The sequence below is a fragment of the Methylobacterium variabile genome, assembly GCF_001043975.1.
Classification (GTDB): Bacteria; Pseudomonadota; Alphaproteobacteria; order Rhizobiales; family Beijerinckiaceae; genus Methylobacterium; species Methylobacterium variabile.
The window spans coordinates 29,205-53,843 of the sequence record NZ_LABY01000040.1 but is presented as its reverse complement, the minus strand read 5'-3'; the positions used below and the strand labels follow the sequence as shown (position 1 = coordinate 53,843).

The 24,639-nt window shown below is 67.8% G+C and carries 18 protein-coding genes; 5 read left to right on the top strand and 13 right to left on the bottom strand.

The genetic code is table 11. The features are described 5' to 3' along the window. Nucleotides 1–59: 59 nt before the first annotated feature. Nucleotides 60–2,231, bottom strand: coding sequence for a GtrA family protein (locus VQ02_RS06930; RefSeq protein ID WP_167350717.1), 2,172 nt, complete (start codon nucleotides 2,229–2,231; stop codon nucleotides 60–62). A 53-nt stretch (nucleotides 2,232–2,284) separates the two neighbouring features. Then, the gene (locus tag VQ02_RS06925; protein WP_048443426.1) at nucleotides 2,285–3,568 is read right to left on the bottom strand and encodes an NAD(P)/FAD-dependent oxidoreductase; all 1,284 of its coding nucleotides are present in this window, start codon (nucleotides 3,566–3,568) and stop codon (nucleotides 2,285–2,287) included. A gap of 240 nt (nucleotides 3,569–3,808) precedes the next feature. Here VQ02_RS06925 and VQ02_RS06920 point away from each other — a divergent pair, with 240 nt between their 5' ends. From VQ02_RS06920 to VQ02_RS06910, 3 genes are read left to right on the top strand one after another with little or no spacing between them, the layout of a single operon-like run. Beyond that, a complete protein-coding gene (locus VQ02_RS06920) occupies nucleotides 3,809–5,263 on the top strand; it encodes a UbiA family prenyltransferase (protein ID WP_048443425.1) in 1,455 nt (484 codons plus the stop codon). An 11-nt stretch (nucleotides 5,264–5,274) separates the two neighbouring features. Next, nucleotides 5,275–6,621, top strand: a complete 1,347-nt coding sequence (locus VQ02_RS06915) for an FAD-binding protein (RefSeq protein ID WP_048443424.1) — start codon at nucleotides 5,275–5,277, stop codon at nucleotides 6,619–6,621. 1 nt (nucleotide 6,622) lies between these two features. Continuing rightward, nucleotides 6,623–7,357: an SDR family oxidoreductase gene (locus VQ02_RS06910; RefSeq protein WP_048443423.1), complete on the top strand. Its 735-nt coding sequence runs from the start codon at nucleotides 6,623–6,625 to the stop codon at nucleotides 7,355–7,357. Between the two features lie 748 nt (nucleotides 7,358–8,105). Here the strand turns inward: VQ02_RS06910 and VQ02_RS06905 are convergent. Continuing rightward, on the bottom strand, nucleotides 8,106–9,311 hold the full coding sequence (locus VQ02_RS06905; protein WP_157080532.1) for a hypothetical protein: 1,206 nt from the start codon (nucleotides 9,309–9,311) through the stop codon (nucleotides 8,106–8,108). Nucleotides 9,312–9,555: 244 nt separating this feature from the next. Further along, complete coding sequence (locus VQ02_RS06900) at nucleotides 9,556–10,893, bottom strand: O-antigen ligase family protein (RefSeq protein WP_048443421.1); 1,338 nt, start codon at nucleotides 10,891–10,893, stop codon at nucleotides 9,556–9,558. 542 nt (nucleotides 10,894–11,435) lie between these two features. Between VQ02_RS06900 and VQ02_RS06895 the strand changes: the two genes are divergently transcribed. Next, nucleotides 11,436–13,373 carry an acyltransferase family protein gene (locus VQ02_RS06895; RefSeq protein ID WP_048443420.1) on the top strand — a complete coding sequence of 646 codons (1,938 nt, stop codon included), beginning with the start codon at nucleotides 11,436–11,438 and terminating at the stop codon, nucleotides 13,371–13,373. Nucleotides 13,374–13,892: 519 nt separating this feature from the next. Here the strand turns inward: VQ02_RS06895 and VQ02_RS06890 are convergent. The 8 genes from VQ02_RS06890 to VQ02_RS06855 form a co-directional block, all read right to left on the bottom strand. Continuing rightward, complete coding sequence (locus tag VQ02_RS06890; RefSeq protein WP_083469093.1) at nucleotides 13,893–14,651, bottom strand: ABC transporter ATP-binding protein; 759 nt, start codon at nucleotides 14,649–14,651, stop codon at nucleotides 13,893–13,895. Next, the gene (locus VQ02_RS06885) at nucleotides 14,648–15,430 is read right to left on the bottom strand and encodes an ABC transporter ATP-binding protein (protein WP_048443419.1); all 783 of its coding nucleotides are present in this window, start codon (nucleotides 15,428–15,430) and stop codon (nucleotides 14,648–14,650) included. The genes VQ02_RS06890 and VQ02_RS06885 overlap by 4 nt, the downstream gene beginning before the upstream one ends. Continuing rightward, entirely contained in the window at nucleotides 15,424–16,452 is a 1,029-nt protein-coding gene (locus VQ02_RS06880) for a branched-chain amino acid ABC transporter permease (protein ID WP_048443418.1), read from the bottom strand. Before VQ02_RS06880 ends, VQ02_RS06885 begins: the two co-directional genes overlap by 7 nt. Beyond that, nucleotides 16,449–17,348, bottom strand: coding sequence for a branched-chain amino acid ABC transporter permease (locus tag VQ02_RS06875; RefSeq protein ID WP_048443417.1), 900 nt, complete (start codon nucleotides 17,346–17,348; stop codon nucleotides 16,449–16,451). Before VQ02_RS06875 ends, VQ02_RS06880 begins: the two co-directional genes overlap by 4 nt. Nucleotides 17,349–17,385: 37 nt before the next feature. Continuing rightward, on the bottom strand, nucleotides 17,386–18,621 hold the full coding sequence (locus tag VQ02_RS06870; RefSeq protein ID WP_048443416.1) for an ABC transporter substrate-binding protein: 1,236 nt from the start codon (nucleotides 18,619–18,621) through the stop codon (nucleotides 17,386–17,388). 150 nt (nucleotides 18,622–18,771) lie between these two features. Continuing rightward, entirely contained in the window at nucleotides 18,772–21,156 is a 2,385-nt protein-coding gene (locus tag VQ02_RS06865; protein ID WP_048443415.1) for a xanthine dehydrogenase family protein molybdopterin-binding subunit, read from the bottom strand. Then, the gene (locus VQ02_RS06860) at nucleotides 21,153–21,665 is read right to left on the bottom strand and encodes a (2Fe-2S)-binding protein (RefSeq protein WP_048443414.1); all 513 of its coding nucleotides are present in this window, start codon (nucleotides 21,663–21,665) and stop codon (nucleotides 21,153–21,155) included. Before VQ02_RS06860 ends, VQ02_RS06865 begins: the two co-directional genes overlap by 4 nt. Further along, nucleotides 21,655–22,527 carry an FAD binding domain-containing protein gene (locus tag VQ02_RS06855; RefSeq protein ID WP_048443413.1) on the bottom strand — a complete coding sequence of 291 codons (873 nt, stop codon included), beginning with the start codon at nucleotides 22,525–22,527 and terminating at the stop codon, nucleotides 21,655–21,657. Before VQ02_RS06855 ends, VQ02_RS06860 begins: the two co-directional genes overlap by 11 nt. Before the next feature lie 144 nt (nucleotides 22,528–22,671). Between VQ02_RS06855 and VQ02_RS06850 the strand changes: the two genes are divergently transcribed. Then, nucleotides 22,672–23,340, top strand: a complete 669-nt coding sequence (locus VQ02_RS06850) for a TetR/AcrR family transcriptional regulator (protein WP_245239651.1) — start codon at nucleotides 22,672–22,674, stop codon at nucleotides 23,338–23,340. A 571-nt stretch (nucleotides 23,341–23,911) separates the two neighbouring features. Here VQ02_RS06850 and VQ02_RS06845 read toward each other — a convergent pair. Further along, complete coding sequence (locus tag VQ02_RS06845; protein WP_157080531.1) at nucleotides 23,912–24,466, bottom strand: T3SS effector IpaJ family cysteine protease; 555 nt, start codon at nucleotides 24,464–24,466, stop codon at nucleotides 23,912–23,914. Nucleotides 24,467–24,639: the final 173 nt, after the last annotated feature.

The following is a 24,639-nucleotide window of genomic DNA, read 5'->3' as shown; positions in this document are numbered from 1 at the left end:
CGTTCGAAGGCGCAACGGTATCAGATCGCGCAGGCCCCGATCCGGCGACGACAATGAAATCAGTCGATAGCCGTTGCTTCACATGGCGACTGATGATCGACTGAACTCACGGCCTCACTTTTCAGGAGCCAGACCGCGACCCGACCGGAGGACGCCACCGGCCGGTAGCTGGCGTCGAGGAACTCGTCGAGAAGCGTGACACCACTGCTCCGCGAGCTGCCGTTCGGCTCGTTCGGGTTCTCCATGCTTCCGTCGCGGATGACCCAGCGCACCCGGTTGTCCTGCAGGTCGGCGACGATGGCCGCCTGCGTGTCGGCCCGGGTCTGCAGGCCCGGGTCGAACTGGTGCCAATGCGTCCCCGGAAGCCGTTCCACGGCGAAATACAAGGCGACTGGATTCGTGAAGATCATGTCGTGACGGTCGAGAGCCACGAAGATCCGCTCGTCCGGGCGCGTCCGCCGCGCGACGTAGTTGGCGGCGCGGGCATGGTCCGGCGGGTACAGGGCGACCGTGGACCGGGACGTGGTCCGGCACGCGGCCTCGCCGGGTGCGGACCGAAGACCGGCCCGCTCCGCGATCAGGCTCGCCAGGACGTTGTCCGGGCTCGTGAAGGCGTCTCTCAACTTGCTCGCCGCGAACACCGCCGGTGGACCGATCGTGAGCAGGAGCACGAGGATGGCGCCCGCCTGAGGCAGGCGCGAACCGCCGAGCCACCGCCGTGCCAGGATCGCGGCCACGACGAGAGCCGGTATGGTGGCGAGCAGCACGTGGATGGCGCTCACCCGGACGATGCCCTTGAGGAAGAAAAGGAGCGTGCAGAGGCTGAACAGGACCAGGACGGCGCGCGCGCGCGCCTCAGCCTCGTCCCGACGCGGTCGCCGTGCGGGCCAGGAGATCCGGCCGGCCTCGACGAGCCCGAGCCCGGCAATCAAGGGCGCGAAGTAGACGCCGCCCTTCGGCTCCCAGGGGCGCGGGAATGGCAGGCCTCTCATCTCGGCGTAATACTTTGTCGAAAACTCGACGATGTCGTGCCAGAAGCTCCCGACCGGCGCGACGAGGAGGTACGCGGCCGCGGCCGGCAGGAAGACGAGCGAGGTGCCGAGGCCGTAGGCGACCACGACGCCAGCGTACCGGCGGGCCGCTCCGCCCCTCGCCGCGTCGAGCCCGATCAGGACGCCCGCCCCGAGAAGGTTCGCGACCAGGAGGAAGAAGCCGACCTCGTAGCGGAAGAGCGCCGCGGCGCCGGCGCAGGCGCCCGCCGCGGCGCAGACCCGCAGGCCGCCCGGCCTGAGCGAGCCCCCGACCATGAGCCAGGTCGCGACCAAGCCCAGGATCATGCACGGGTAGATCGGGTAGAGCGGGAAGACCGCGAGCGCCGCGAACCAGAGCCACGCGGCGGCGATCGCCAGCAGCGCGAGGGGACCCCCGGCGAGACCGCGCAGGATGGAGAACAGCAGGGCGCAGACCACGGCCTTGCACGCGACGTCGTAGAGGCGCACGGCCAGGAAGCTGCCGTCGGTCAGCCCGAGCACCGCGGCGACGATCGTGTACTGTGCCGGCCCGTAGCTGGAGTAGAAGTCGCGGTGCACGACCTCGCCGGCCGCGACGCGCATGGCATCGGAGAGGATGATGCCCTCGTCGAAGAGGCCGACACCGCGCGGCATGAGGAGCCCCAGCCCGACGAAGGCGAGCAGGCCGACGAGCGCCGCGCTGGTTGCGTCCTCCGAATGTCTCGCGCTCGCGGACCGTTCCCCGGACGGCGCGGGTGAGGCAGAGACCGGGGCCGTGGTCCCCGGCTGAGCGCGCGAGCGCGGCGCGTAGGTGCGGTAGGTGAAGAAGCGGTGGCCGAAATAGCTCGTCGCGGTCATCACGCCGGCGCCGACGAAGGCCCCTCCCAGCTCGGACAACGGCCGGTCGAGGAGGTGGGGCAGGACGTAGCGGCCGACTGCGAAGCCGACGACCCAGTAGACCACCGCGCCGGCCCCATGGACGAGCGTGAAGCGCAGCGCCTCGGCCCAGGCACGGTCCCACGACCGCGCCCTGAAGGCGACGAGCTTCGAGAGCACGAAGGAGAGGATGAAGCCGGCGATCGAGCCGGCGAGGAGCGCGAGGCCGAAGCTTCCGTGCCGGGCCACGATCCAGACCGCGGCGAGATTGCCGATTGTCGCCGTCACGCCGGTTCCGACGAACCGGACGAACTCCCGAATGTCGATCGCCTGACGAGGCGCCACGTCCACAATCATCGCGTCCCCTCTCTGCCGATGAAGCGGTGCAGATCAGTCGGCTATGCCGCGACCCGGGCGGCCATCTCTCGTCCGAACCGGACGCTCTCGGAGATTCCGCGGTCTTCCGGATAGTAGAAGCAGGTATCCGCGATCTGCAGGCCGCGGATCGGCGTCTCGACCGGAGGAATCTTGGCCGCGAAGCCCGGTTCGCAGACCGGCTGCGCGTGGCGGAGGCGGGCGACTCGCGAGGCCTCGACGTCGTCCCGGGTCAGCGCTGGATTCACGCGCTGGATGACGGCGAACGCCTCGTCGAGCAGTGCTTGGTCCGACCAGCCGAACTTCGGGTTGGACACCGGCATGTAGTACGGGACGTACACCACCGATCCGCCGACGGGCCGCAGGTTGGAAAACTCGATCAGTCCCGGGATGACCCCGTCCTTCTCGACGATGTTGATCCAGAAATGCGGCGAGACCGGCCGCTTCAGCCGGAAGACGAGGCAGCAGACGCCGATATTGGCGATTGCCTCGTAGCGTTGCCGCCACTCCTCGGGCAGGTCGGGGACGAGGGTGGGGACGAGGGGGGTCGGCACCGTGCAGATCACGGCGTCGGCGGCGATCGTGCCGGCCGGCGTCTCGACGCCCGTGACCCGGCCGTCCTTCGTCTGGACCCGGAGCGCCGGCGTGCGGAGCGTGATCGTTCCGCCCGCCTCCCGGATCGCGTCGCAGAGCCGCTCGACCAGCGTCAGGCTTCCCCCTTCGAGGTAGCCGAGCTCCTCCTGGAACAGCGACCGGCGGGAGCGGCCGATCCGCTTGACCCGCGTCCAGATCCAGGCGGCCGAGATGTCGTCGGCGTACTCGTAGAACTTGAGATCGAACAGCGGCCGCCAGAGCTTCTTGTAGACCTCCGTCCCGCACCAGCGCGTGATCCACGACTGCGCGGTTTCGTGCTCGATCGCGTCCCAGCGCTCGCGCCGGGTGCAGATGAAGGCGAAGAGGCCGTAGCGGAGGCGAGACAGCAGGCTGATCTTCGGGAAACGGAGCAGTGAGATCGGATCACCCCACGGGTGGAGCGTCGCCCCGTCGAAGTAGCCCATGGAGGTCGGGCGCCAGCGCAGGGCATCGGCGATGCCGAGCTCGCGGAGCAGCGCGAAGGTCGGCGCGTCCGTCTTGCAGATGAAGTGGTAGAAGCGCTCGATCGAGAGCCCGTCGAGATCAAAATGGGCGGCCATCCCGCCGGGCTCGGCTCCGGCCTCGATCACCTCGACCTCATGCCCTGCCTTGCTCGCGTGGTAGGCGGCCGCCAAGCCCATCGCGCCAGCCCCGATCACGATCAATCTCGCCATCAATTGCTATCCAATACGCTGCACGGTGGCGTGTCTGCTCCGCGCCGGTGAGCAATGTCCTTATTCCATGCGGCTCGGCCGTGATACATCCGCCTGTGTGCCCGCTTCTACTCCTAAAGGTGCTGCTACCCAGGGAGGAGGTGTCATGGGTGCAGCCACCAAGTGCGCTGCTGCTATTCACGGTCTTTGTACCGTATCGACATGGCCGCATATTTGGACTGGGCTGCCATGAATACTGCAATGAGCGTCGCCAGCGCAGCGATCCTGGATGAGCCGGCGGTCGACATCCCGCTCGTGGTCGACGTGGACGGCACGCTGATCAAGTCCGATCTTCTCTACGAATCGGCGCTGCAGTTCCTGGCCCGCTTCCCGCTGGAAGCGTGGCGGCTTCCGCACTGGCTCATGACGCATGGAAAGGCGGGGCTGAAGGTGCGGCTCGCCGAGCGGGCCGACCCGCAGGTGGCGACGATCCCGCTCCGGGACGAGACGGTCGCGCTCATCCGGGATGCCCACGAGGCCGGGCGCCGCGTCTATCTCGCCTCGGCCTCCGACGGCCGCCTCGTCGAGGCCCTGGCCCGCCGCGTCGGCGGCATCGCCGGCGTGTTCACGACCGACCGAAGCGTCAACCTCGCCGGGGACGACAAGGCCAGGCGGCTCGTCGCGGAGCTCGGCGACCGGGGCTTCGACTACGTCGGCGACGCGCCCGTCGACTTCCCCGTCTGGGGATCGGCTCGCAAGGTGCTGGCGGTCTCGCACAGCGGCAGCTTCTCGCGGCAGCTCCGGCACGCCTTTCCCGACGCCCAGGTCGTCGCGACCGCGAGCACGCGCCCCCGCGACGTCCTCCGTGCGCTTCGACCTCACCAGTGGTCGAAGAACACGCTCGTCTTCGTGGGACTGATCGCCGGCCACCACTTCGACGCCCAGAGCATCCTCGCCGCGTTGATCGCCTTCGCATGCTTCTGCATGGCGGCGTCCAGCGCCTACCTGATCAACGATCTCCTCGATCTCCCGGCCGATCGTGCCCATCCGCGCAAGTCGCGGCGCCCCCTGGCGTCGGGCGCCGTGCCGATCATGGTCGGCGTGGTCCTGGCCGCTCTCCTCGGCATCGGAGCCTTCGTGCTCTCGGCGCTCCTGCCGGTGAAATTCAGCCTCGTCCTGTTCGCCTACATCGCGACCACGCTCGCCTACTCGTTCTACCTGAAACGCAAGATGATGGTCGACATCGTGGTGCTCGGCGGGCTCTACGCGCTTCGCGTGCTGGGGGGCCTCGTCGCGCTCGAACTGTCCCACGCTCCCTGGCTGCTGATGTTCTCGCTGTTCCTGTTCACGAGCCTCGCCATCGTCAAGCGCTGCTCGGAACTGACGGCGAAGCGAGGGGCCGGCAAGGCGAAGCTCGCGGGCCGCGGCTATTCCAGCGAGGATCTGCGCGTGCTGGTCCCGTTCGGCGCGGCGGCCGGCTACGGGTCGGTCCTCGTCTTCGCCCTCTACATGTCGAGCCCGGAAGTCCGTACATTGTACACGCATCCGGATCGACTCTGGTTGATCTGTCCATTGCTGGTCTACTGGATCAGCCGCATGTTCCTGCTCTCGAACCGGGCCCAGCTTCACGACGACCCGGTCGTGTACGCCCTCACCGACCGCATCAGCCTCGCGACCGGCGCCTGCGTCGCCGCGGTGCTGGCGATCTCGATCTGAGGAGTGCGGCCATGCTGGCGAATCCGGCTTGCACGCCCACCCTCCTCTCGGGGTGGGGGCGCTATCCGCGGCTCGAGGGCCGCCTCGCGACGCCGCGCACGGCCGACGACCTCGCCGCCTGCCTGTCCTCCGCCCCGCTCGCCGCGCGGGGGAACGCACGCTCCTACGGCGATGCCAGCTTCGGGTCCGGCCTCACGGTCGACATGCGCCGCCTGGGCCGGCTCCTCGACTTCGACGACGGGACGGGCGAGCTGAGATGCGAGGCCGGGGTCCTCCTGAGCGAGATCGTCGAGGTGTTCACGCCGCGGGGCTGGTTCCCGCCTGTCACGCCGGGCACGAAGTACGTCACGGTGGGCGGGATGGTTGCCTCCGACGTTCACGGGAAGAACCACCATGGTGCCGGCTCCTTCTGCGACCACGTCGTGTCGCTCCGGCTCGCGCTCGGCGACGGGACCGTCCTGACCTGCTCGCCGCACGAGCATCCCGAGCTGTTCGCCGCCACCTGCGGCGGGATGGGGCTGACCGGCCTCGTGCTCGAGGTCACGTTCCGTCTCGTTCCGGTGCGGACATCCGTCATCGTCCAGGAGACGATCAGGGCCCCGGACCTCGCCGCAGCGATGGAGATCTTCGAGAGAGAGGTCGGGCGCACCTACTCGGTCGCCTGGATCGACTGCCTCGCCTCCGGCCCGGATCTCGGCCGCTCGGTGATCGTCCTGGGCGAGCATGCCGCGCCCGACGACCTCGAGCCGGGACGGTGCGATGCGCCCTTCGCCCGTCCGCCGGCGCGGACCCGGCGCGTGCCCGTCGACTTTCCGGCCTTCGCCCTGAATCGCCTGTCCGTGTCCCTGTTCAACCGCCTCTACTACGGCACGCACGGCCCGGGCCGGAAGCTCGTGGACCTCGACCCCTACTTCTATCCGCTCGATGCGATCCAGGATTGGAACCGGATCTACGGCCGCGGCGGCTTCGTCCAGTACCAGTGCGTCCTGCCGCTCGAGACGAGCCGGGAGGGGCTCGAGGCCCTGCTGACGGAGATCGCCCGGGTCGGCCTGGCCTCCTTTCTCGCGGTCCTCAAGCGGCTCGGACGCGAGTCATTCGGATACCTATCGTTCCCGCGCGAGGGCTACACGCTGGCCCTCGACTTTCCAGCCAACCCCGACACCTTCGCGCTGCTCGAACGACTGGACAGGATCGTGCTCGAGGGCGGCGGGCGTCTCTACCTCGCCAAGGACGCGCGGATGAGCGCGCCGATGTTCCGTGCCGGCTATCCGCGGCTCGCGCAGTTCAACGCCGTCCGGCGCCGCTACGGCGTCGAGCGGCGCTTCCGGTCGGCGCTCGCCGAGCGCCTGGAGCTCTAGCATGACGCCATCTTCCGTCCTCATCCTCGGCGCACGCTCGGATATCGGCCGCGCCGTGGCCCGGCGCTTCGCGCGCGCCGGCGCCTCCGTGATCCTTGCGGCCCGGCGATCGAACGAACTCGCCGCCGACGTCTCGGACCTCGCCATCCGCCACAAGGTGAAGGCCGAGGCGATCGAGTTCGACGTCACCGACGGTGACCCGGAAGCGTTCTTCGAGGCCCTCCCGACCCTTCCGGACGTGGTCGTGATGGTCGTCGGCCTCCTCGGTGACCAGGCGCGCAGCGAGACGGACCTGGAGGCCGCCACGGCCGTGATGGCGGCCAACTTCACCGGGCCGGTCGCCTACTTGCTCGCCGCAGCCAGGCGACTCGAGGCGCGCGGCAGCGGCTGCATCGTCGGGATCAGCTCGGTCGCGGGCGATCGCGGCCGCAAGTCGAACTACGTCTACGGCTCGGCCAAGGCCGGCTTCACCGCCTTCCTCTCCGGACTGCGAAACCGCCTCTTCGGCCAGGGCGTCGCGGTCATCACGGTCAAGCCCGGCTTCGTCGCGACCCAGATGACGGCCGGGCTGAAGCTTCCTCCCCTGCTGACCGCGCAGCCCGGAGAGGTCGCCGACGCCATCTGGACGGCAGTCGAGAAGCGCAAGGACGTTATCTACATACGGCCGATATGGCGTTTGATCATGATGGCGATCCAGAACGTGCCGGAGCCGCTGTTCAAGCGCCTGTCGCTCTAAAAGACTGTTTGCCTTGCTGGACAGTATTAATGTCCTCTTCGTCATTCCGGGACCGCGTAGCGGAGCCCGGAATCCAGACGCGCAAGGGGTTCAGGATAGAGCCGGAGTCGCTCCGCCTCCTCCTGCACCACCGGCTTGCCTGGGCCCCGGGATGACATGCAGAGTGTCAACTCTGTGGAGTAAAATCAAAAAGTCTCTAATACTTCGCGCCTTGCCGTCGATGCGTCGATGGTAAGATGTTCGGCCCATCGGCGCGGGCGCCGGCGCCCGGTCGGGCTCAGCCAGCGCCTTCGAGTGAGTCCACTCGGAGGCGCTATGGTATTATATATCCAGCGTATAACTCATCTTATACCCTCGCGCCTTCGCATCGACACGTCGATGCGAAGGCGTCCGGCGCATCAGCGCCGGCGCCCGTTCGGGCTTGCCTTGCGCCTCCGAACGGGTCCGTTCGAAGGCGCGGCGGTATTAATTATAATTTTAAGGATCAGTAAATGTGCAGAAGCAGAAATGCGCGCGGTTGTCCCATCTCATGCACGATTCCATCCTGAGGGGCGGAGAGCGATATCGAAGGATTCCTCCAGAAACCTTTGCATCTTCCGGAGGCCTCGCGACATGCGCTGCACGTGCGCACATCAGGATGAGATTGTGGGCGGCCTGGATTGCGGTGCGACTGATTCAGGTTTCGATTGACGTTAGTCCGGCGCCTCCGGAGGGCAGACCCGGTCCGCCCCCTCGGCAGGCTCATCCATCATTCTCCGACATGCCCCGACGGGACCGCATCCCGGCACCCGACGGGTGCCGCCGCCATCGTGCCCGACAGCGCGGCGGAGCCTCCCGTCGTCGAGGAAGCCGGCGCCGCTGGGGCCGCTACGCCGGTGCCGCCGCCCGGCGTGGCGGCGGTGTTGTTGGTGACCAGGGCCAGGCGCACGCGGATTGCCTGCAGGTCGGCGTGCAGGTTGTTGATCTGCTGCTGAGTCGCGCCGGTTTCGACGTAGCCCATCTGGATCGTGCTCGGACCGGCCGTGTCGGTGACATAGCCGCCATAGGTCTGGTAGGCCTTGGCCAAGGCCATGCCCTCAGGCGTCCTGATACCGATCCTGGTCAGGTCGACCTCCTTCGGAATTGCGAACAGCGCGCCGAGCGGAATGCTGCCGGAGTAGCTACCTCTGGCGCCGTCGGCGGTGGTCGCCGGCCAGACGTAGGGCCTGCTGCTGGGACCGGCCTGGGTCGTCGCAATCGCCATCGCGATCGCATGATCGATCGAGAGCGCGTCGAGATCGCGCTTCTGGATGAGGCCGCCCATCAGCGACATGCCGGCGGCGCGGATGCCCTCGTGCGCACCCGGCCTGTCGGCGATGCCGTCACCCGTCAAGGTGTTCTCGGCGATGTACCGGGCGTGATAGCTGTTGGCGCCGGTCTTCGCTCCGAGCCAGGTCTCGAGGTAGTGCTGGCCGTCCTCCATGACGATGATCGCCCAGCCGTCGACAGTGTTGAATTGCAACGCCGTCGGCGTTCTCATCCGGAACGAGCCGTTGTTGACAGCGGTGCCCAACGTCCAGTCCGCATTCGTCGAGCGGCTGGTGTAGGTCCAGGTCGCCATCGGATCGGAGGCCCCGGCTTGATAGATCCCGATCGCACTCGCGCCGATCCAGGTGGCCACGCCGGCCTGGTGCCGGAGCGACGCCGTTTGAGGATCGGATTCCGACTGGAACGTCGCGCCACCTCCGATGGGCGTGTTCCAGATGCTATTGGGCGCGAATGGCTGCGCGACGGCGCCGTACTTCCCGCATCCTCCATCGCGCCTGCTTTCGGCGAGGCCCCGCCGGGCCGGATTGGCGGTGACCGAACTCCCCTCCGCCCGGGCTGAGCTCCCGTTGGCCGCCCATCCATCGACGACCGCCCCGCAGACGAGCACTGACACGCAGGGCAACACCAACCTGACAATCTTGATCATCCTTCGTCTCCTCCGTGCTGTCCGTACCGGAGCGCCCCGGATGCAGGCGTATCGGGCGCGAGGCGTCGCGACAGGCGACGATCTGGGAACCCGGCTGAGGGAGCCGGCTGCAGGTACGCCCTTCTATGACCATCCCTGTGCTTTGGTCGCAGTCACGCGACCCAATCGAACCCCGGCTGCGTCTCAGGCGTATCGCCGCCGCAGAGGCTGAACGTCAGGTGTCGCCACGATCCTCATCTGGTCCCTAGTTGGCGCCTTGAACGACGTCCGACGCGGTCGCTGGGGCCGTCATCACAGCGGACGAATTCCATTCTCTCTGCCGCGACAAGCGTTTCGCTTCCTGCCGCGATGCCCGACAGCCGTTCAGCGCGACCCAGCAACCGCCAAACAGGAACCACATGTACCATGTCGGAACAAGATAGGCCAGCATGTTATCTGAATAAGCCATGAACAAATATCCTATCATCAAAGAAATAACCAAGTAGGACCATCTCATATCAAATCGCAACAGCTGTTTAAGGACATTGAAAATGCTAAGATATATCCATAAGAACGTGACAAGACCGATCGCTCCCAGGTCGAACAGGAGCTGGATCAGCACGCTGTGCGCGTCGATCGTGTCGTTGGCGAGCGGCAGCGGGAAGAACTGCGCGACGTAGTGAGGAAACCCGACGAGCCCCCACCCGAACCAGGGGCGTTCGGCGATCCAATCGAGCGAACTCTGCCAGAGAAGAACACGCCAGGCGTACGAATTGAGGGACTCGTAGGAATCTCGGTAGTTGCCCTGCTGAAGATCCGTGAACCTCTCGACGAGCTCCGGCATCGCAATGATCATCACTGGAAGGCCCAGCAAGTATAACAGGCTGCGCCGGTCGAACAGCAACGCGTAGGTCAGGAAGATCAAGGCCGTCCCGGCCAGAACGCTCCGGGTCTTGGTCAAGAGGATCAGTCCGAGCACCACCGGAATGTAGAGGGTCAGCGCGCACCGCATCCGTGAGGACAGGGCGAAGCGTTGCTCGGCGAGGAGGACGAACATCACGGCGAGGACCACCATCAGATAGAAGGCGTAGATGTTCGGGTGAGAGAAGGTCGCCTGCACGCGCGTGCCGTCCTCCGTCTGGGCCAAGCCGAGGGCCAGCTGCGTGAAGGCGGTGAGCGTCGGCACGAGCGAGGAGGCCACGATGATGAGGAGGAAGCGGCGCAGATCTTCCAAGTTCTGCACCACATAGAACGGCAGCAGGCAGAAAACCGCGTGGGACACCAGCACCAGGACCATGCGGAAGGCCGTTGGCGGGTCTGGCGAGAACGGAACCGCCACGAGACAGACCAACAGGAAGGGCCCCCACATCCGCGCCACCGGCGCGATCCTGACCTGCGGCCGGCTCAAGACGCACCAGACCGCAACGGCGATCACCGCCAGGTTGACGGAGGCGCCGAGGCCCATCCCTCCACCGTCGTCCAGCTTCGACAACGTGAAAAGCGGGTCGCAGAACGATCGGGTCAGGATGACGGCCTCGATGAAGCGTCGCGTGCCGCAAAGCCAGGCGATCACGATCAACGCGATGCTGCTGATGATCAACATAAGTTTTCTCTCGTCGTCGCCGCGCGCTGGATCGCGAGCGGGGGACGGGGGACGCCACTGCCTTCGGCACGACGTCGTGCCGGCAGCAGTTCTGAGCATCCGGAGCTTAGTCGGGACCCCGGGCGCCCGGAGGGCGGCCATACGGTGGTCGCGTCCTCTCCAATCGATGCCACCTCCCGACCGCGCTACCACTTCCGGCGAGGCGCCTCGCCTCCGCAGGTCCGCCTTGGCGCGCCGGCAGCGAACGGCCGCCACCGCCGTACAGTCCGCTCGCCCCCTCATCGCGGGATCCTTCGCCGATGGAGGTAGCAGGTTGCCATTGTGAGGAAGAGGTTCCGCTTATCGGGCAGATGGCCCGGCCGCTGCCCTGACCTCATCGTGCCGTTTCCCGCCCGGGAGAGCATGCCACAGCCTCCGCGATGGCAGATCGTCCGGCAGGTTCACGGGCTGACCTGGGGATGACCACACTGTGACGGCTCCTCTGTCCAATAGTCGCGCACGCATTGCCAAAAAATATCTTACATCAACGATGAGGTGAAATCATGCGGCGTGTTCCAGAGATTCAAGGCTTGAGGGCCGTCTGCATTTTTGCCGTCTTGATATTTCATACCAGTCAGCGCTGGCTGCCGTCCGGCTATCTCGGTGTCGACGCGTTTTTCGGCATCAGTGGATTCGTCATCACGGGCCTCATCATTGACCAGCATCGATCCGGTCGCTTCAGCTTGCGGCAGTTCTACATCGCCAGGGCGGCCCGCCTGCTTCCGAGCCTGATGGTGACGGTCGCGTTGACGGTGGTGGGGTTCTCCCTCCTGTACGGCTTCAACGACTTCCGCCCGCTGTCCCTCTCCGCACTGGCCGCCGCCCTGTCCACGTCGAACATCCTGTTCTGGATGGAAGCCGGATACTTCGATGAAATCTCCAAGTACAAGCCGCTCCTGCACACGTGGTCCCTGGGGGTGGAGGAGCAGTTCTACCTCATCTGGCCTTTAAGCCTGACCTTCCTCCTCGGATGGAGGAAGGTCGCGCTCGGCGTCATTGCGCTATTCACGCTGCTGGGCCTCGCCGCAGCCGTTGCCGCAAGCGCGACGAGCCCGGACGCGGTGTTCTTCCTGACGCCGTTCCGCTTGCACCAGTTCGGCTTCGGGGCCATTTTCGCCCTGTTGAGCCGGAGCAGGCAGGACTTTCTCGCGGATGGACTGCTCAAACTCCTGGTCATCGGCGCCGGGCTCCTTCTGTGCGCGATGTCGCTGGCCTCGTTCCAGAGCACGCTGTCACAGGTCGCCGCCCAATCCGCTGCATCGCTCGCCGCTGCGATAGGCTGCTGGGCCGCGGTCGCCCTTCATGCGCGCGGATGTCGAAGCCTGCTCGGGGGACGTCTGGCGGTCTTCTTCGGTGACCGGTCGTATGCCATCTACCTGGCGCACTGGCCGGTCATCATCGCCTTCCTGACCCTGGTCGAGGAGCCGACCAAGTTCCAACGATTGGGCATGCTCGCGCTGTCCGTCGCCGCGGGGCTCGTTCTCTCGGCCGCCGTGGAGCACCCGTTCCGGCTGAAGGGCAAGCACGACCCGGCGCGGGGACGAAAGCTCGCCGCCAGTCTCGGTTCGGCGGTTGCAGCCGTCACTGTAGCGGGCGCCGCGTTGCTGGCTCCTCAACGGTGGTGGCTGAAACCCGGCGAGACGGCCGTCGAGGCCCGCGCCGTCGCGGCAGAGCTGAATGCGGCCCTGCAGACAGTCTGCCGCGTGCCGATCACGGCGCAGACCCGCGCCTCCGACGTCGAAGCCTGCTTCTCCTCCACCGAGAAGAACGTTCTCGTCATCGGCGACAGCAAGGCGGCGGCGATTGCCCTGGCGCTTACACAATATCCGGAGATCCGGGTGACCGAATTGAGCCTCTCAGGGTGCCCTCCCTATCTCGGTACCGACGAGAGCCTGCTCAGATGGCAATCTGACAACTTGCAGCCGTGCCGGATCGTGCCGGGTGGACCGTGGGCGCAGGTCGGAGAGCTCATCCTCACCCTGCGCGGCCTGCAAGGCGTCGTGCTGGCCGGGAATACGAACGCTCAGGAATTTTCGGCGAGGCATCTGGTGGAGAACGTCGCGTGGCTTCAGGGCCGGAGCTTCGTGCCGGCCGTCGTCGACAACACGCCCTTGTGGATCACATCGGTCATCCGGCTGCATGATGCTCACCGGATCGTCGCGAACGATCTGAGGCCGTTCATGGACCTGCACCACTATCCGTACCAGCGAGACAGGGCGTCCGTCATCCAGCAGGAAAGCGCCCGGCGGGGCGTTCATACCGTGAAGGTTCTCGACACCCTGTGCGGCGCGAGTTGCCCAGCCTACACGGGAGACCGCATCATGTACTTCGACAAGGTCCATCTCACCGCCGCCGGCGCGTCCGTGCTTGGACAAAGCGGCGCCTTCGACCATTTCGTGAACGGCGTTCTGGGTCGACAGCCGGCCTACACCATGAAATAGCGGGTCAAGATCGAAATGAGCCACCGATGCGTCGTCATCGCTGCCGAAGGGGGTGGGAGCAGAACTGAGGATTGTATGGTCCTGAGATAAGCTGGTGAGGATTGATCCTGAGCGGGCCTCGACCTTCGGTCCAGGCGATGTTTGATGCCGCGCGTAGGATTTGACGTGTAGCGGGTTTTCATCGGCGCGCGGGCGTGATGCGCTGCTGCTCCTGATCCGGGGAGGATCACGCAGAGCGCCTACACCTTCTTTGTAGCGTCGCCGCCTTCACGCTCAGCTTCCTTCCTACGCCTCTGCTCGCTCAGGAGGGCGGTCCTTTTATAGATGATATTGCCAGGCTTCTGCGTGATCTGAGCACGCAAGTAGGATTGGGTGCTCCCTTATCCGAGCCGGATTACGGGCAGCGCAGGGGACAGAATGACACCGCAGGCTCTGCAGCAGGTCGTCAATCGCAGCGATGATGGCCACCATCATAAGTGTTGGTCATCTCGATTTAACGCCCGGGCGACGCGGCGATGATCAGACGGCGCAGTAGCGTGCCTGGATTTCAGGATCGCCCCGCAGCTCGGCCGCCGGGGCATGGTAGACGACCGCGCCGCCGTCGACGATGTAGACCCTGTCCGAGATGTCGAGGGCGAGTTCGACGTTCTGCTCGACGAGCAGGATGGTGGTGCCCGCCCGCTTCATCGCCACGAATTGCTCGAACATCTCCTCGACCAGGATCGGCATGATGCCTTCCGAGGGCTCGTCGAGGAGCACCATCACCGGCGCGGCCATGAGCGCGCGGGCGATGGCGAGCATCTGCTGCTCGCCGCCCGACATCGTGATCGCCTCCTGCTTTAGCCGCTGCTTGAGGCGCGGGAAGGTCTCGGCGATCGCCTCGATGCGCCGCGCTTCGTCATGGCGCGACGCCCGCCCGCCCTTCGTAGCCCGGTCACCCCTGGCCGCCAGGATGCCGAGGCGCAGGTTTTCCTCCACCGTCAGCCCAGGCACGATGCGCCGCTCCTCCGGCACGTAGGCGAGGCCCTGGTGGAAGCGCTCGTGCGGCGGCCGGTCTAGGATGTCCACTCCCGCGAAGGTCACGCGGCCCTCGCGCTTCGGCACGAGACCCATGATCGACTTGAGCGTCGTCGTCTTGCCCGCGCCGTTGCGGCCGACCAGCGTCACGATCTCGCCCGCACGAACCTCGAGCGAGAGGCCCTGCAGGATGTGCGAGTGGCCGTACCACGCCCTTAGATTCTCAACCGCCAGCAGCGGCGCGGAAGCGACGGCGGTCATGCGGTCTTGCCCAGGTAGACGCGGCGCACCTCGGGATGGGCGCGGATGTCGTTGGGGCTGCCCTCGGCGAGGAGCTGGCCCTGGTGGAGGACGACGAGGCGGCGGCACAGGCCCATCACGAGCCTCATCTTATGCTCGACGAGGATGAGCGTGCGGGTCTCGGCGAGGCGCTGCACGAGGTCCATCATCTCGCGCGTCTCCTCTGGGCTCATGCCCGCGGTCGGCTCGTCGAGGAGGAGGAGCGTCGGCTCGGCGGCGAGCGCCACCGCAATCTCTAGCGCCCGCTGCTCGCCGTGCGCCAGCTCGCGGGCGAGCCGGTCCATCCGGGCCCCGAGCCCGACCTCGCCGAGCAGAGCCTCTGCCTGCTCAGCGAGCTCCGGATAGGCCGAGCGGTCGCGGAAGAAGGCGAAGCGGACCCGGCGCGCTTGGGCGGCCACCCGCACGTTCTCGCGCACCGTGAGGTGCGGGAAGACGTTGGTGATTTGGAACGACTTGGCGATGCCCATCCGGGCGAAATGGTGCGGGGGCGCCCCGGTGATGTCCCGCCCGCGGAACAGCACGCGGCCCTCGCTCGGCGGGAACGCCCCCGAGATCAGGTTGAAGAAGGTCGACTTGCCGGCCCCGTTCGGTCCGATGATCGCGGTGATGCCGCCCTCGGGAAACCCGACGCTGACACCGGACAGGGCCCGGAAATGCCCGAACCGCTTGCCCAGTCCCTTCGTGGCAAGGATCGGCGGAGGGGAAGCGGCGGAAGCCGCGACGGGAGCCGCGCTCACCATCCGGCCCTCCTCAGCCGCGCCAGCACCTCGCCCCAGATGCCCAGCGGCAGGAACAGCACGAAGGCGATGAAGATCGCGCCGACGAAGAGCTGCCAGTGGCTGGTGAGGGTGGCGAGTCCGTCCTGGAGCAGCGAGAAGGTGGCAGCTCCGACGAAGGGCCCGAAGAACGTGCCCATGCCGCCGAGCAGCGCCATCATCACCGCCTGACCGGAGGTCGAGTAGTGCATCGTCTCGATCGGCACGATCGAGAGGTGAATCGCCTGCAGGGCGCCCGCGAGCCCGCACAGGGCACCGGAGATCACGAAGGCCACGAGCTTCATGCGGCGCACGTCGTAGCCGCAGGCCTGGGCCCGCCCCTCGTTCTCGCGGATCGCCTCGAGGGCGGCCCCGAAGGGCGAGGAGAGGAGCCGCGAGAACAGCCAGACGGCGCCCCCGACGACAGCCAGCACGGCGTAGTACTTCACCATCGGGTCGAGGAGGTCGAGGCGCAGGCCCGGCAGCGCCAGAACCGGCACGTTGATGCCGCGCAGGCCGTTCTCGCCTCCGGTGAAGGATTCCGCCCGGTAGAAGGCGTAGTAGACGCACATCGACAGGGCGAGGGTCGTCATTGCGAAGTAGATGCCGCGCGTGCGGATCGCCAGCACGCCCATCGCGGCGGCGATGAGGGTGGCGAGCAGCGTGCCGGCGACGAGCGCCAGCGCCGGATGCAGCCCGTAATGGGCGATGGCGATGCCGCTTCCATAGGCACCGCCACCGAGGAACGCCGCGTGGCCGAAGGACAGGAGCCCGGTATAGCCGAACAGGAGGTTGAACCCGAGCGCGTAGAGCCCGAGCACCAGGATGTTCACGGCGAGCGCCTGGTAGGGCGCGATCCACGGGAAGACGACCAGGAAGGCGAGGGTCAGGGCGACGCGGTGACGCCCGGCCAGGGCCAGCCAGCGCCCGGTCCGGCCCGAGCCCGGCCGGGGTGCGGCGAGAGGAGTGCCCCGTGCAAGGGCGTGTCCGGGGGCGGGCGCGCTCATCCCAGCGCCCCCGCCCGGCCGAGTAGGCCGCGGGGCCGCACGAGCAGCACCAGGGCCATCAGGGCGAAGATCGCCATCTTGGTCATGTCGGGCGCGACGAGAGAGGTCATCGCCACGACGATGCCGACGAGGAGCCCGGCGAGCACGGCGCCGGCGAGGGATCCCATGCCGCCGACCACCGTGACCACGAACGCTTCGGCCAGGACCGGGATGCCCATCTCCGGCGTCACGCCCTGGAGGGGCGCGGCGAGGATGCCGGCGAGCCCGGCCAGCGCGCAGCCGAGGCCGAACACCGCGAGCCAGACCTTCGAGATCTCGATTCCGAGCACCTGCACGATCTGCGGATCGCGGGCGCCGGCCCGGATCACCAGGCCGAACGAGGTGCGCTCGATGAAGAGCCAGAGAGCGCCGACGACCGTCAGCGAGAAGGCGATCAGGAACAGCCGGTAGAGCGGGAAGTAGCCGATGCCGAGGTCGACCGCTCCCCGCAGCTCGGGCGGCGCCCCGAAGGGCAGCCCGGTGAGCCCGAAGGCAATGCGCACGCTCTCGACCATGACGTAGGACAGGCCGAAGGTGAGGAGCAGCGGATCGTCGATGCCTCGCCCGTAGAGCGGGCGGACGAGCACGCGCTCGACCGCGAGCCCGAGGAGTCCCATCGCCAGAGGGGCGGCGACTAGGCTCAGCCAGAAGCTACCCGTGTAGCCGTAGAGAAAGACCCCGACATAGGCGCCGACCATGAAGAAGGCGCCGTGGGCGAAGTTGACGACGTTCATCAGCCCGAAGATCAGCGACAGGCCGATCCCGACGAGGACGTAGATCGCGCCGAGGGCGACGCCGGTCACGAGCTGCAGCGCGAGGAGGTCGAGGGGGAAGCCGCCGATCGTGAGGTCGGTCATCGCGGCGGCCTCCCGGCGACGGGGCGGAGGATCCGGCTCATGCCTTGTGGCCGAGTTCGTCGCAGCCGCGCAGGAAGCGCTCGTCGGGCCCCTCGGTGCCCAGGATCGTGAAGACGTCGTCCGGGGTCTTCATGCCCTTCGACTTCGATTCGACGATCAGCACCGACTGCACCAGCTGGTGGTCGCACTTCCGGAAGCTCTGCGGTCCCTTGTAGAAGTCGGCCTTGAGGCCCTCCATCGCGGCCACGACCTTGTCGGTCTCGGTCGATCCGGCCATCTTTACGCCCTCCAGCACCGAGCGGACGCCGGCATAGCCGAGCGCGCCGTAATCGGAGGGCACCGCCCCGCCATAGGCTGCGCGGAACTTGTCGTTGAACGCCTTGGCGCTCGGCACGCTGTCCTCCAGGCGCCAGTAATACGAGGTCCCGCCGATCACACCGTCGAAGGCCTCGCCGCCGGCCTTGCGCGAGGTGAAGAGGAGGACTGGCGCCACGAGCTTGGTGTTGCGCTTGAGGCCGAACTCGGTCGCCTGCTGGATCGACACCACCTGGTCGCGGCCGAAATTGCACAGACAGAGCACGTCGGGCTTGAGCGCGGCGATCCGGGGCAGGAAGGCCGAGTAGTCCGAGGCGCCGATCGGGTGGCGGATATCGGCCACGACCTCGATGCCCGAGGTCTCGCCGGCGCGCTTGAAGCCGCGCATCATCTCATGGCCGTAGGCGTAGTCGGCGCTCAGGAAGGCGACCCGCTTGCCGCTCTTCGGGAAGACGTAGCGGCCGACCGCGCCGGCGGTCATGTGCGGGTTGAGCGCCTCGTGGAAGGTCGTGCGGCCGAAATCCTTGGCCTCGTTGATCGCGTCCGACTGGCTGATCGAGTTGTAGATCACTCCGCGCTCGCGGGCGACGTTGTTGATCGACAGCGTCACCGCCGCCGAGAGCCCGCCGACGAGGAAGTTGACCTTGTCCTTCTCGATCAGCTCGAGGGTGCGGGTGGCGGCCTCGCCGGGATTGAGCTTGTCGTCGCGTATCAGGAGCTCGGCTTGGCGGCCCTGGAAGCCGCCGGCCTCGTTGAATTCCTTGATCGCGAGCTGGGCGGCGCGGACCTGGTCGTTCGCCTCGGCCCCGAAGGCGCCGGTGAGCGGCACAGGGAACCCGATCCGGATCGGGCCGCCCTGCGCGGCGGCCGACCGCAGGAGGGCCGGGGCGGCGAGCGCCAGCGCGGATGCGGCGGCGCTGCCCTGAAGCAGCCGGCGCCTGTCGAAGCCCGTCGTCATCCTATCGTCCCTCGGTTCGAGTGGCGTTTCCGTATCGGGACCGGCCTCGTTCGGGTGGACCGGTTCCCGGATGTCGTTCAGTGTCTCTCACGCAACGTCCGGTCACCATCGCCGCCCGACGCGGCGGCATCGGCACAGCGGGAGTTGCACTCAGATCAGGCCCAGGGCCTCCAGCACCACCTCGGGCGTCACTGGCTGGCGCGAGACCCGGGCCCCAAGGGGCCTGAGCGCGTCGTTGATGGCGTTGACCACCGCCGCCGGCGCGCCGGCGGTGCCGGCCTCGCCGGCGCCCTTGGCGCCGATCTCCGAGGAGGCCGTCGCCGAGACGACGTGGGCGACCTCGATGTCGGGCATCTCGCAGGCCATCGGTACCAGGTAGTCGGCCATCGAGCCGTTCTGCAGCTGGCCGTCGGCATCGTAGAGGCAGTGCTCGAACAGGGCCCCACCGATCCCCTGGACGATGCCGCCGCGGATCTGCTCGTCGACGAGGAGCGGGTTGAGGACGGTGCCGCAATCCTCGACGCACCAGTGCTTGAGGAGCCGCACGAACCCGGTCTGCACGTCGACCTCGACGTAGGAGGCCTGCACGCCGTTGGTGAAGGCGAAGGGGTAGTCCTTCGGCACGTAGTGCCGGGTCGCGACGAATTCCGGCTGCACGCCCGGCGGCAGGGTGTCGGGCCGGAAGTAGACGATGCGGCCGAGCTCCGCGAGCGTCATGCGCTCCGTGCCCGTTGCGGTATCCACCACGGCCCCGTCACGCACGTCGAGGCTCGCCGGATCGGCCTGGAGGATCGCGCCCGCCACCGCCACGACGTTCTCGCGGAGCGCCTTGCCGGCCTGCCAGGCGGCCTCGCCACCGATTCCGGCCCCGCGCGAGGCCCAGGTGCCGCCGCCATAGGGCGTTCCTTGCGTGTCGCCGGAGATCACCCTGACCTTGTCCATCGGCACGCCGGTGGCGGTGGCGACGATCTGGGCGATGATGCCCTCGGTGCCCTGGCCCTGCTCGGTCACGCTGATTGCGGCGACAACGCCGCCCTGCGGATCGAGCCGGACCGTGCAGCCATCCTGCGAGGAGATGCGGGCGCCCCCGACCCCGTAGAAGGCGGCGGAAGGGTTCGTGATCTCGATGAAGGCGGCAAGGCCGATGCCGCGGTAGATGCCCTGCTCCCGAAGAACCGCCTGTTCAGCCCGCAACGCGTCGTAGCCCATCATCGCCTTGAGCTTCGCGAGCGCCGCCTGGTGGGACAGCTTCTCGAGCTTGATCCCTGAGACGCCGGCGCACGGATAGGCATCGTCCGGGATGACGTTGCGCTCGCGGACGGCCAGCGGATCGAGCCCGAGCCGGGCGGCCCCGAGATCCACCAGGCCCTCGGCGACCATCGTGGCGATCGGGTGGCCGACCGCCCGGTATTGGCAGGTCGGCGCCTTGTTCTGGAGCACGACCCGGGCCCGGGCGCGGTAATGCCGGTGGCGGTAGGGACCGCCGGTCAGGTTGACGACTTGGTTGGCCTCGACCGCGCTGGTGCGCGGATAGACCGAGTAGGGCCCGATTCCCGTCAGGTCGTCCATGTCGATCGCCAGGATGTCGCCCTCCGCCGAGAACGCCATCCGGGCGGTGACCCGGTGGTCGCGGGCGTGGATGTCGCTCTGGAAGCTCTCCAGCCGGTCGGCAACGAACTTGACCGGGCGCTTGAGCATCAGCGCCAGCGCGCAGGTCGCCATCTCGTCGGGGTAGATGTGGACCTTGATCCCGAACGAGCCGCCGACATCCCGGCAGATCACCCGCACCGCCCCCTCGGCCAGGGAGAGGTGCTTGCACAGGATGTCCTGCATCATGTGCGGCGCCTGGAAGGAGTGGTGGACGGTGAGCAGGCCATCCGCCGGTGCCCAGTCGGCCAGGATCGCCCGCGGCTCCAGGCACACGCCGGTATGCCGGCCGAATTGGAACGTCTCCTCGACCACGAGAGCTGCGTCGCGGAACGCCGCGTCGACTTCGCCGACGTCGAGGACGCGCTCGAAGGCGAGGTTGTCGCCGAGATCCAGGTGGATCGCCGGGGTCCCAGGATCGAGGGCCGTCTCCATCTCGACCACGACGGGAAGCGGCTCGAACGCGACCTCGATCGCCGCCAGCGCGTCCTCGGCTTCGGCGCGGCTCCGGGCGACGACCGCACAGAACGGCTCCCCGACCCAGGTCACCCGGTCGACCGCCAGGGCGTGCTGGGGCGCCGAGCGCAGGCCCTTGAAGTGGCCGAGCACCCCGATCCACGGCGTGCACACCTCCGCCAGCTCGGGCCCGGTGACGATTGCAATCACCCCCGGCATCGCCCGGGCCGCCTCCGTGTCGATCGACCGGATGCGGGCATGGGCGTGAGGGCTGCGCAGGAAGGCGACGTGGGCGAGGCGGGCGGCGGGAACGTCGTCGACGTAGACGCCGCGGCCCTCCAGCAGGCGCCGCGCGTTCGGCCGCGGGACCGAGCGGCCGATATAGCTGTTCGGCCGGTCGAGGAAGGTGAGGCCGCTGGGTTCCGCGCTCATTCGGCGGCCTCCCGGCGGGTGCGGCGTGACTCGGCCGTGGTGGCGATCGCGTCGACAATGGCGTGGTAGCCGGTGCAGCGGCAGTAGTTGCCGGAGATCGCCTGGCGGATCTCCTCCCGAGACGACGCGGCGGCCTCGTCTGCCAGAAGCTCGGCGGCGGTCACCAGCATCCCGGGGGTACAGTAGCCGCATTGCAGGGCGTTGCGGGCGTGGAAGGCGTCCTGCAGGTCGCGGATGCGCCCGCTCTCGGTCAGGCCCTCCACGGTCTCGACGGTGGCGCCGTCGGCCTGGACCCCGAGCATCAGGCAGGCGCGCACCGCCCGCCCATCGACCAGGATCGTGCAGGCGCCGCAGACGCCGTGCTCGCAGCCGAGATGCACCCCGGTGAGGCCGAAGGTGCCCCGCAGGAGGTCGCCGAGATGTACCCTAGCCGGGACCCGGGCGCGCACGGCCTCGCCGTTGAGCGTGAACGCGACCGCGTGCTCGCGGTCCGGGCTCTCAGACGCCATCGGGGCCTCCCTTCGTCTCGGTATCCCCGCACATCCGGCCCGCCACGCGGCCGAGGAGGACGCGGGCGAGGTGCAGCCGCGTCGCGGCCCTGGTCGCGGGATCGTCCGTGGGGGCGAGTTCGCCGGCGAGCGCCGCCTGGGCCCCCGCGACGTCGCCGGCCTCGACCGCCGCCGCGGCGGCGCGCGCCAGGACCGGCCGGTCGGCGACCCCGAAGAAGGCGAGGCGCAGATCGGTGAGGCTCCCGCCGGTCTGCCGCCCGGTCGCGGCGAGTCCGACGAGGGCATAGTCGCCGTGGCGGCGCGACAATTCCCCGAACCCCCAGACCGCGCCGGGGCCCGGCACCGGGAACTCGACCGCGGTGACGATCTCGCCGGCCTCCAGAGCCGTCGCGTAGAGGCCGAGGAAGAAGTCCTCGGCCGCAATGCGCCGCTCGCCTCTCGGCCCGCGCACCACGATGGTGGCGCCGGCGGCCAAGCAGCAAGCGGGCCATTCGGTGGCCGGATCCGCCAGCGCCACCGAGCCGCCGATCGTGCCGCGGTTGCGGATCGCCGGATGGGCGATGTGGGGCAGGGCCGCGGCCAGGAGCGGCAAGCGCTCGCGCACGATCGACGCGGTGCCCACGTCGCGGTGGCGCGTCATGGCGCCGATCCGCACCGCGCCGTCCCACTCCGAGACGCCGGCGAGATCGGGAATCGCGTTCAGGTCGACCAGCAGGCGGGGAGAGGCGAGCCGCATGTTCAGCGCCGTGACGAGGCTCTGACCGCCCGCGAGGGGGGCCGCATCCTCGCCGTGCTCGGCGAGCAGCGCCAGAGCCGCGTCGAGCGAGGCGGGGCGCACATAGGCGAAGTCGGGCGCCTTCACGCGCTGGTCCTCCTCCCGATGGGCTTGCCCATGACCGCCCCGATGGGACAGGCTGGATGCCCTTGTTGATCGATCGCTCAAGAGGAGGCCAAAACCGCGATGGCGTCAAGCAGGCCCAAAGGCCGAAAGGCGGAGAGCGGGACCGTGAGCGTCCCGACCGGACGGCGGCTGACGGCGGAGAGCCGCGAGCGCCAGATCGTCGAGGGGGCGATCGCCTACTTCGCCGAGGTCGGCCTCGACGGCCATACCCGCGAACTCGCCCGCCGCCTGGGCATCGCGCAGCCGCTCCTGTTCCGGTACTTCCCCACCAAGGCGTCGCTGATCGAGCGCATCTACGAGGAAGTCTACCTCAAGCGCTGGAAGCTCGGCTGGGAGGAGACGGTGCGCGACGCCTCCCTGCCGTGCCTGGAGCGGTTCCGGCGCTTCGAGATGGATTACCAGCGAACGATCGACGATTACGCCTGGTTGCGGATCTTCGTCTCGGCCGGACTGAAGGGCTTCGATCTCCCGAGCCGCTACCTCGGCATGGTGCGCGAACGCATCTTCGCGCCTCTCCTCGAAGACATGCGGGCGGAATCCAACCTGCCGAGCCCGCAGGCCCAACCCCTCGTGGCGGACGAGTTCGAGCTGCTCTTCGGAATCCACGGCGCTCTGGTCTATGTGGGCTTGCGCTCGAGGGTCTATGGGATGGATGGCACGGCCGATCGCGATGCCGTCCGCGCCGCGATGCTGGACGCCGCCTTGCCGGGCCTGCTCGCGACCCATCGCCGAGTGGTGACGAGGGCCAGACCAGTAAATCCGATCGGTGAGTGAACAGTTTCCTCAGCGAAGCCGGCGACGCTGGTCCAGCTATGACGCTCCACAGCGGCGATCGTTGCACAAATCGAGCATATGATGCCAGTGATTGCTAGATTTTGACCTGTGCCCACTCTCGTATCGTGATGGAAGTAACGATATCTGCGTCGTTGGCGAAGAATTTCCAGGCAGTGCAGCACGCATCCATGATCTGCAGATAGGTCCGGAACACCCCGGTTGGCGAGCTTGTTCTGCCGCAGGCAATACCAGACCAGCTCCATCGGGTTCAGCTCCGGCGAGGACGCCGGCAGATGCAGCAACGTGATGGTGTCGGGCACGATCAAGCCGTGCGGACGGCGTGTCTTGGCGGTGCTGTGATAGCCGGCAGCACCCCGGCGGCCGATGCGCTGAGCAACTCTCGCGATGGCGCCGCGCCACAGTGGTGCCCTCTGGACGATGAACCGGGAGACGACGGCTCCAACGCACCACGCATCGCTTCCTTCCGCGGTCTTGCCGGCGGCCAGCTGCGGGTGCGCGACGGCTGGTAGGTGCTGCGTCGCTCGGGTTGCCGGCCGCGCAGGGCGGAGGATCAGGATTGACGTGTCAGGACCAGCGAGATCCCGGTGTCGCCGGGATAGATTTCCGGGACCGTATTCAGGAAGAAGGTGTGTTCCTTGCCGCCGTCGGGATCCATCCAGGACGTGTCGGGCCTGATCAGGATCCAGTGCAGGCCGATCACCAGCCGCCGAACCACGCGAAGCGCCCGCTGGTTGCGCTGGAGCAAGGGCATCGAGTCGTCAACCACCTCGACGCCGAGAGATTCGAGTTCCGGCCTGATGTTCGCGTAGAACGCACTCAACGTGTTGTTCAGGAAATTCCTCGGGACATAGCACACGGCGCCGAGGCCGAGTTCGATCGCGTATCTCGCGATCTGTGGCGGCAGCGAGTAGCCCGGTGTCTTGAAGTAGGGCAGGGGGCTGCTGATCACGCGATAGATCTCGCGCTCCGAGTGATGGCTGATCGAGAGACCGCCAAGCCCGGTCGCGTAGTGCGTGCATCCAAGTTCGACGAGCGCGCACATCAGGGCGGCTGCCCCGCATGACATCGCTTCGGTTTGAGCATAGTGCTCCCGCCTGACGTTCATTCTGCGCGCCCTTCTCGCTCCCGCCGGCTTCCGGCAGGGTCCGAGTACCGGCGTCCGGCTGCGGGACGATTGCAGGTTCGCGGCCGGACGGCGGAGAAGGGTTGCGCCTGTAACGCGGATCGTCTCCGGGAGAGGGCCGCGCAGGGGACGACCGCTTGTCCCGGTCTGCGCGC

Coding starts and splice junctions, on each gene's coding strand:
- VQ02_RS06925 (WP_048443426.1), bottom strand. CDS start 3,568: ATGGCGAGATTGATCGTGATCGGGGCTGGCGCGATGGGCTTGGCGGCC.
- VQ02_RS06920 (WP_048443425.1), top strand. CDS start 3,809: ATGAGCGTCGCCAGCGCAGCGATCCTGGATGAGCCGGCGGTCGACATC.
- VQ02_RS06915 (WP_048443424.1), top strand. CDS start 5,275: ATGCTGGCGAATCCGGCTTGCACGCCCACCCTCCTCTCGGGGTGGGGG.
- VQ02_RS06910 (WP_048443423.1), top strand. CDS start 6,623: ATGACGCCATCTTCCGTCCTCATCCTCGGCGCACGCTCGGATATCGGC.
- VQ02_RS06905 (WP_157080532.1), bottom strand. CDS start 9,311: ATGATCAAGATTGTCAGGTTGGTGTTGCCCTGCGTGTCAGTGCTCGTC.
- VQ02_RS06900 (WP_048443421.1), bottom strand. CDS start 10,893: ATGTTGATCATCAGCAGCATCGCGTTGATCGTGATCGCCTGGCTTTGC.
- VQ02_RS06895 (WP_048443420.1), top strand. CDS start 11,436: ATGCGGCGTGTTCCAGAGATTCAAGGCTTGAGGGCCGTCTGCATTTTT.
- VQ02_RS06890 (WP_083469093.1), bottom strand. CDS start 14,651: ATGACCGCCGTCGCTTCCGCGCCGCTGCTGGCGGTTGAGAATCTAAGG.
- VQ02_RS06885 (WP_048443419.1), bottom strand. CDS start 15,430: ATGGTGAGCGCGGCTCCCGTCGCGGCTTCCGCCGCTTCCCCTCCGCCG.
- VQ02_RS06880 (WP_048443418.1), bottom strand. CDS start 16,452: ATGAGCGCGCCCGCCCCCGGACACGCCCTTGCACGGGGCACTCCTCTC.
- VQ02_RS06875 (WP_048443417.1), bottom strand. CDS start 17,348: ATGACCGACCTCACGATCGGCGGCTTCCCCCTCGACCTCCTCGCGCTG.
- VQ02_RS06870 (WP_048443416.1), bottom strand. CDS start 18,621: ATGACGACGGGCTTCGACAGGCGCCGGCTGCTTCAGGGCAGCGCCGCC.
- VQ02_RS06865 (WP_048443415.1), bottom strand. CDS start 21,156: ATGAGCGCGGAACCCAGCGGCCTCACCTTCCTCGACCGGCCGAACAGC.
- VQ02_RS06860 (WP_048443414.1), bottom strand. CDS start 21,665: ATGGCGTCTGAGAGCCCGGACCGCGAGCACGCGGTCGCGTTCACGCTC.
- VQ02_RS06845 (WP_157080531.1), bottom strand. CDS start 24,466: ATGAACGTCAGGCGGGAGCACTATGCTCAAACCGAAGCGATGTCATGC.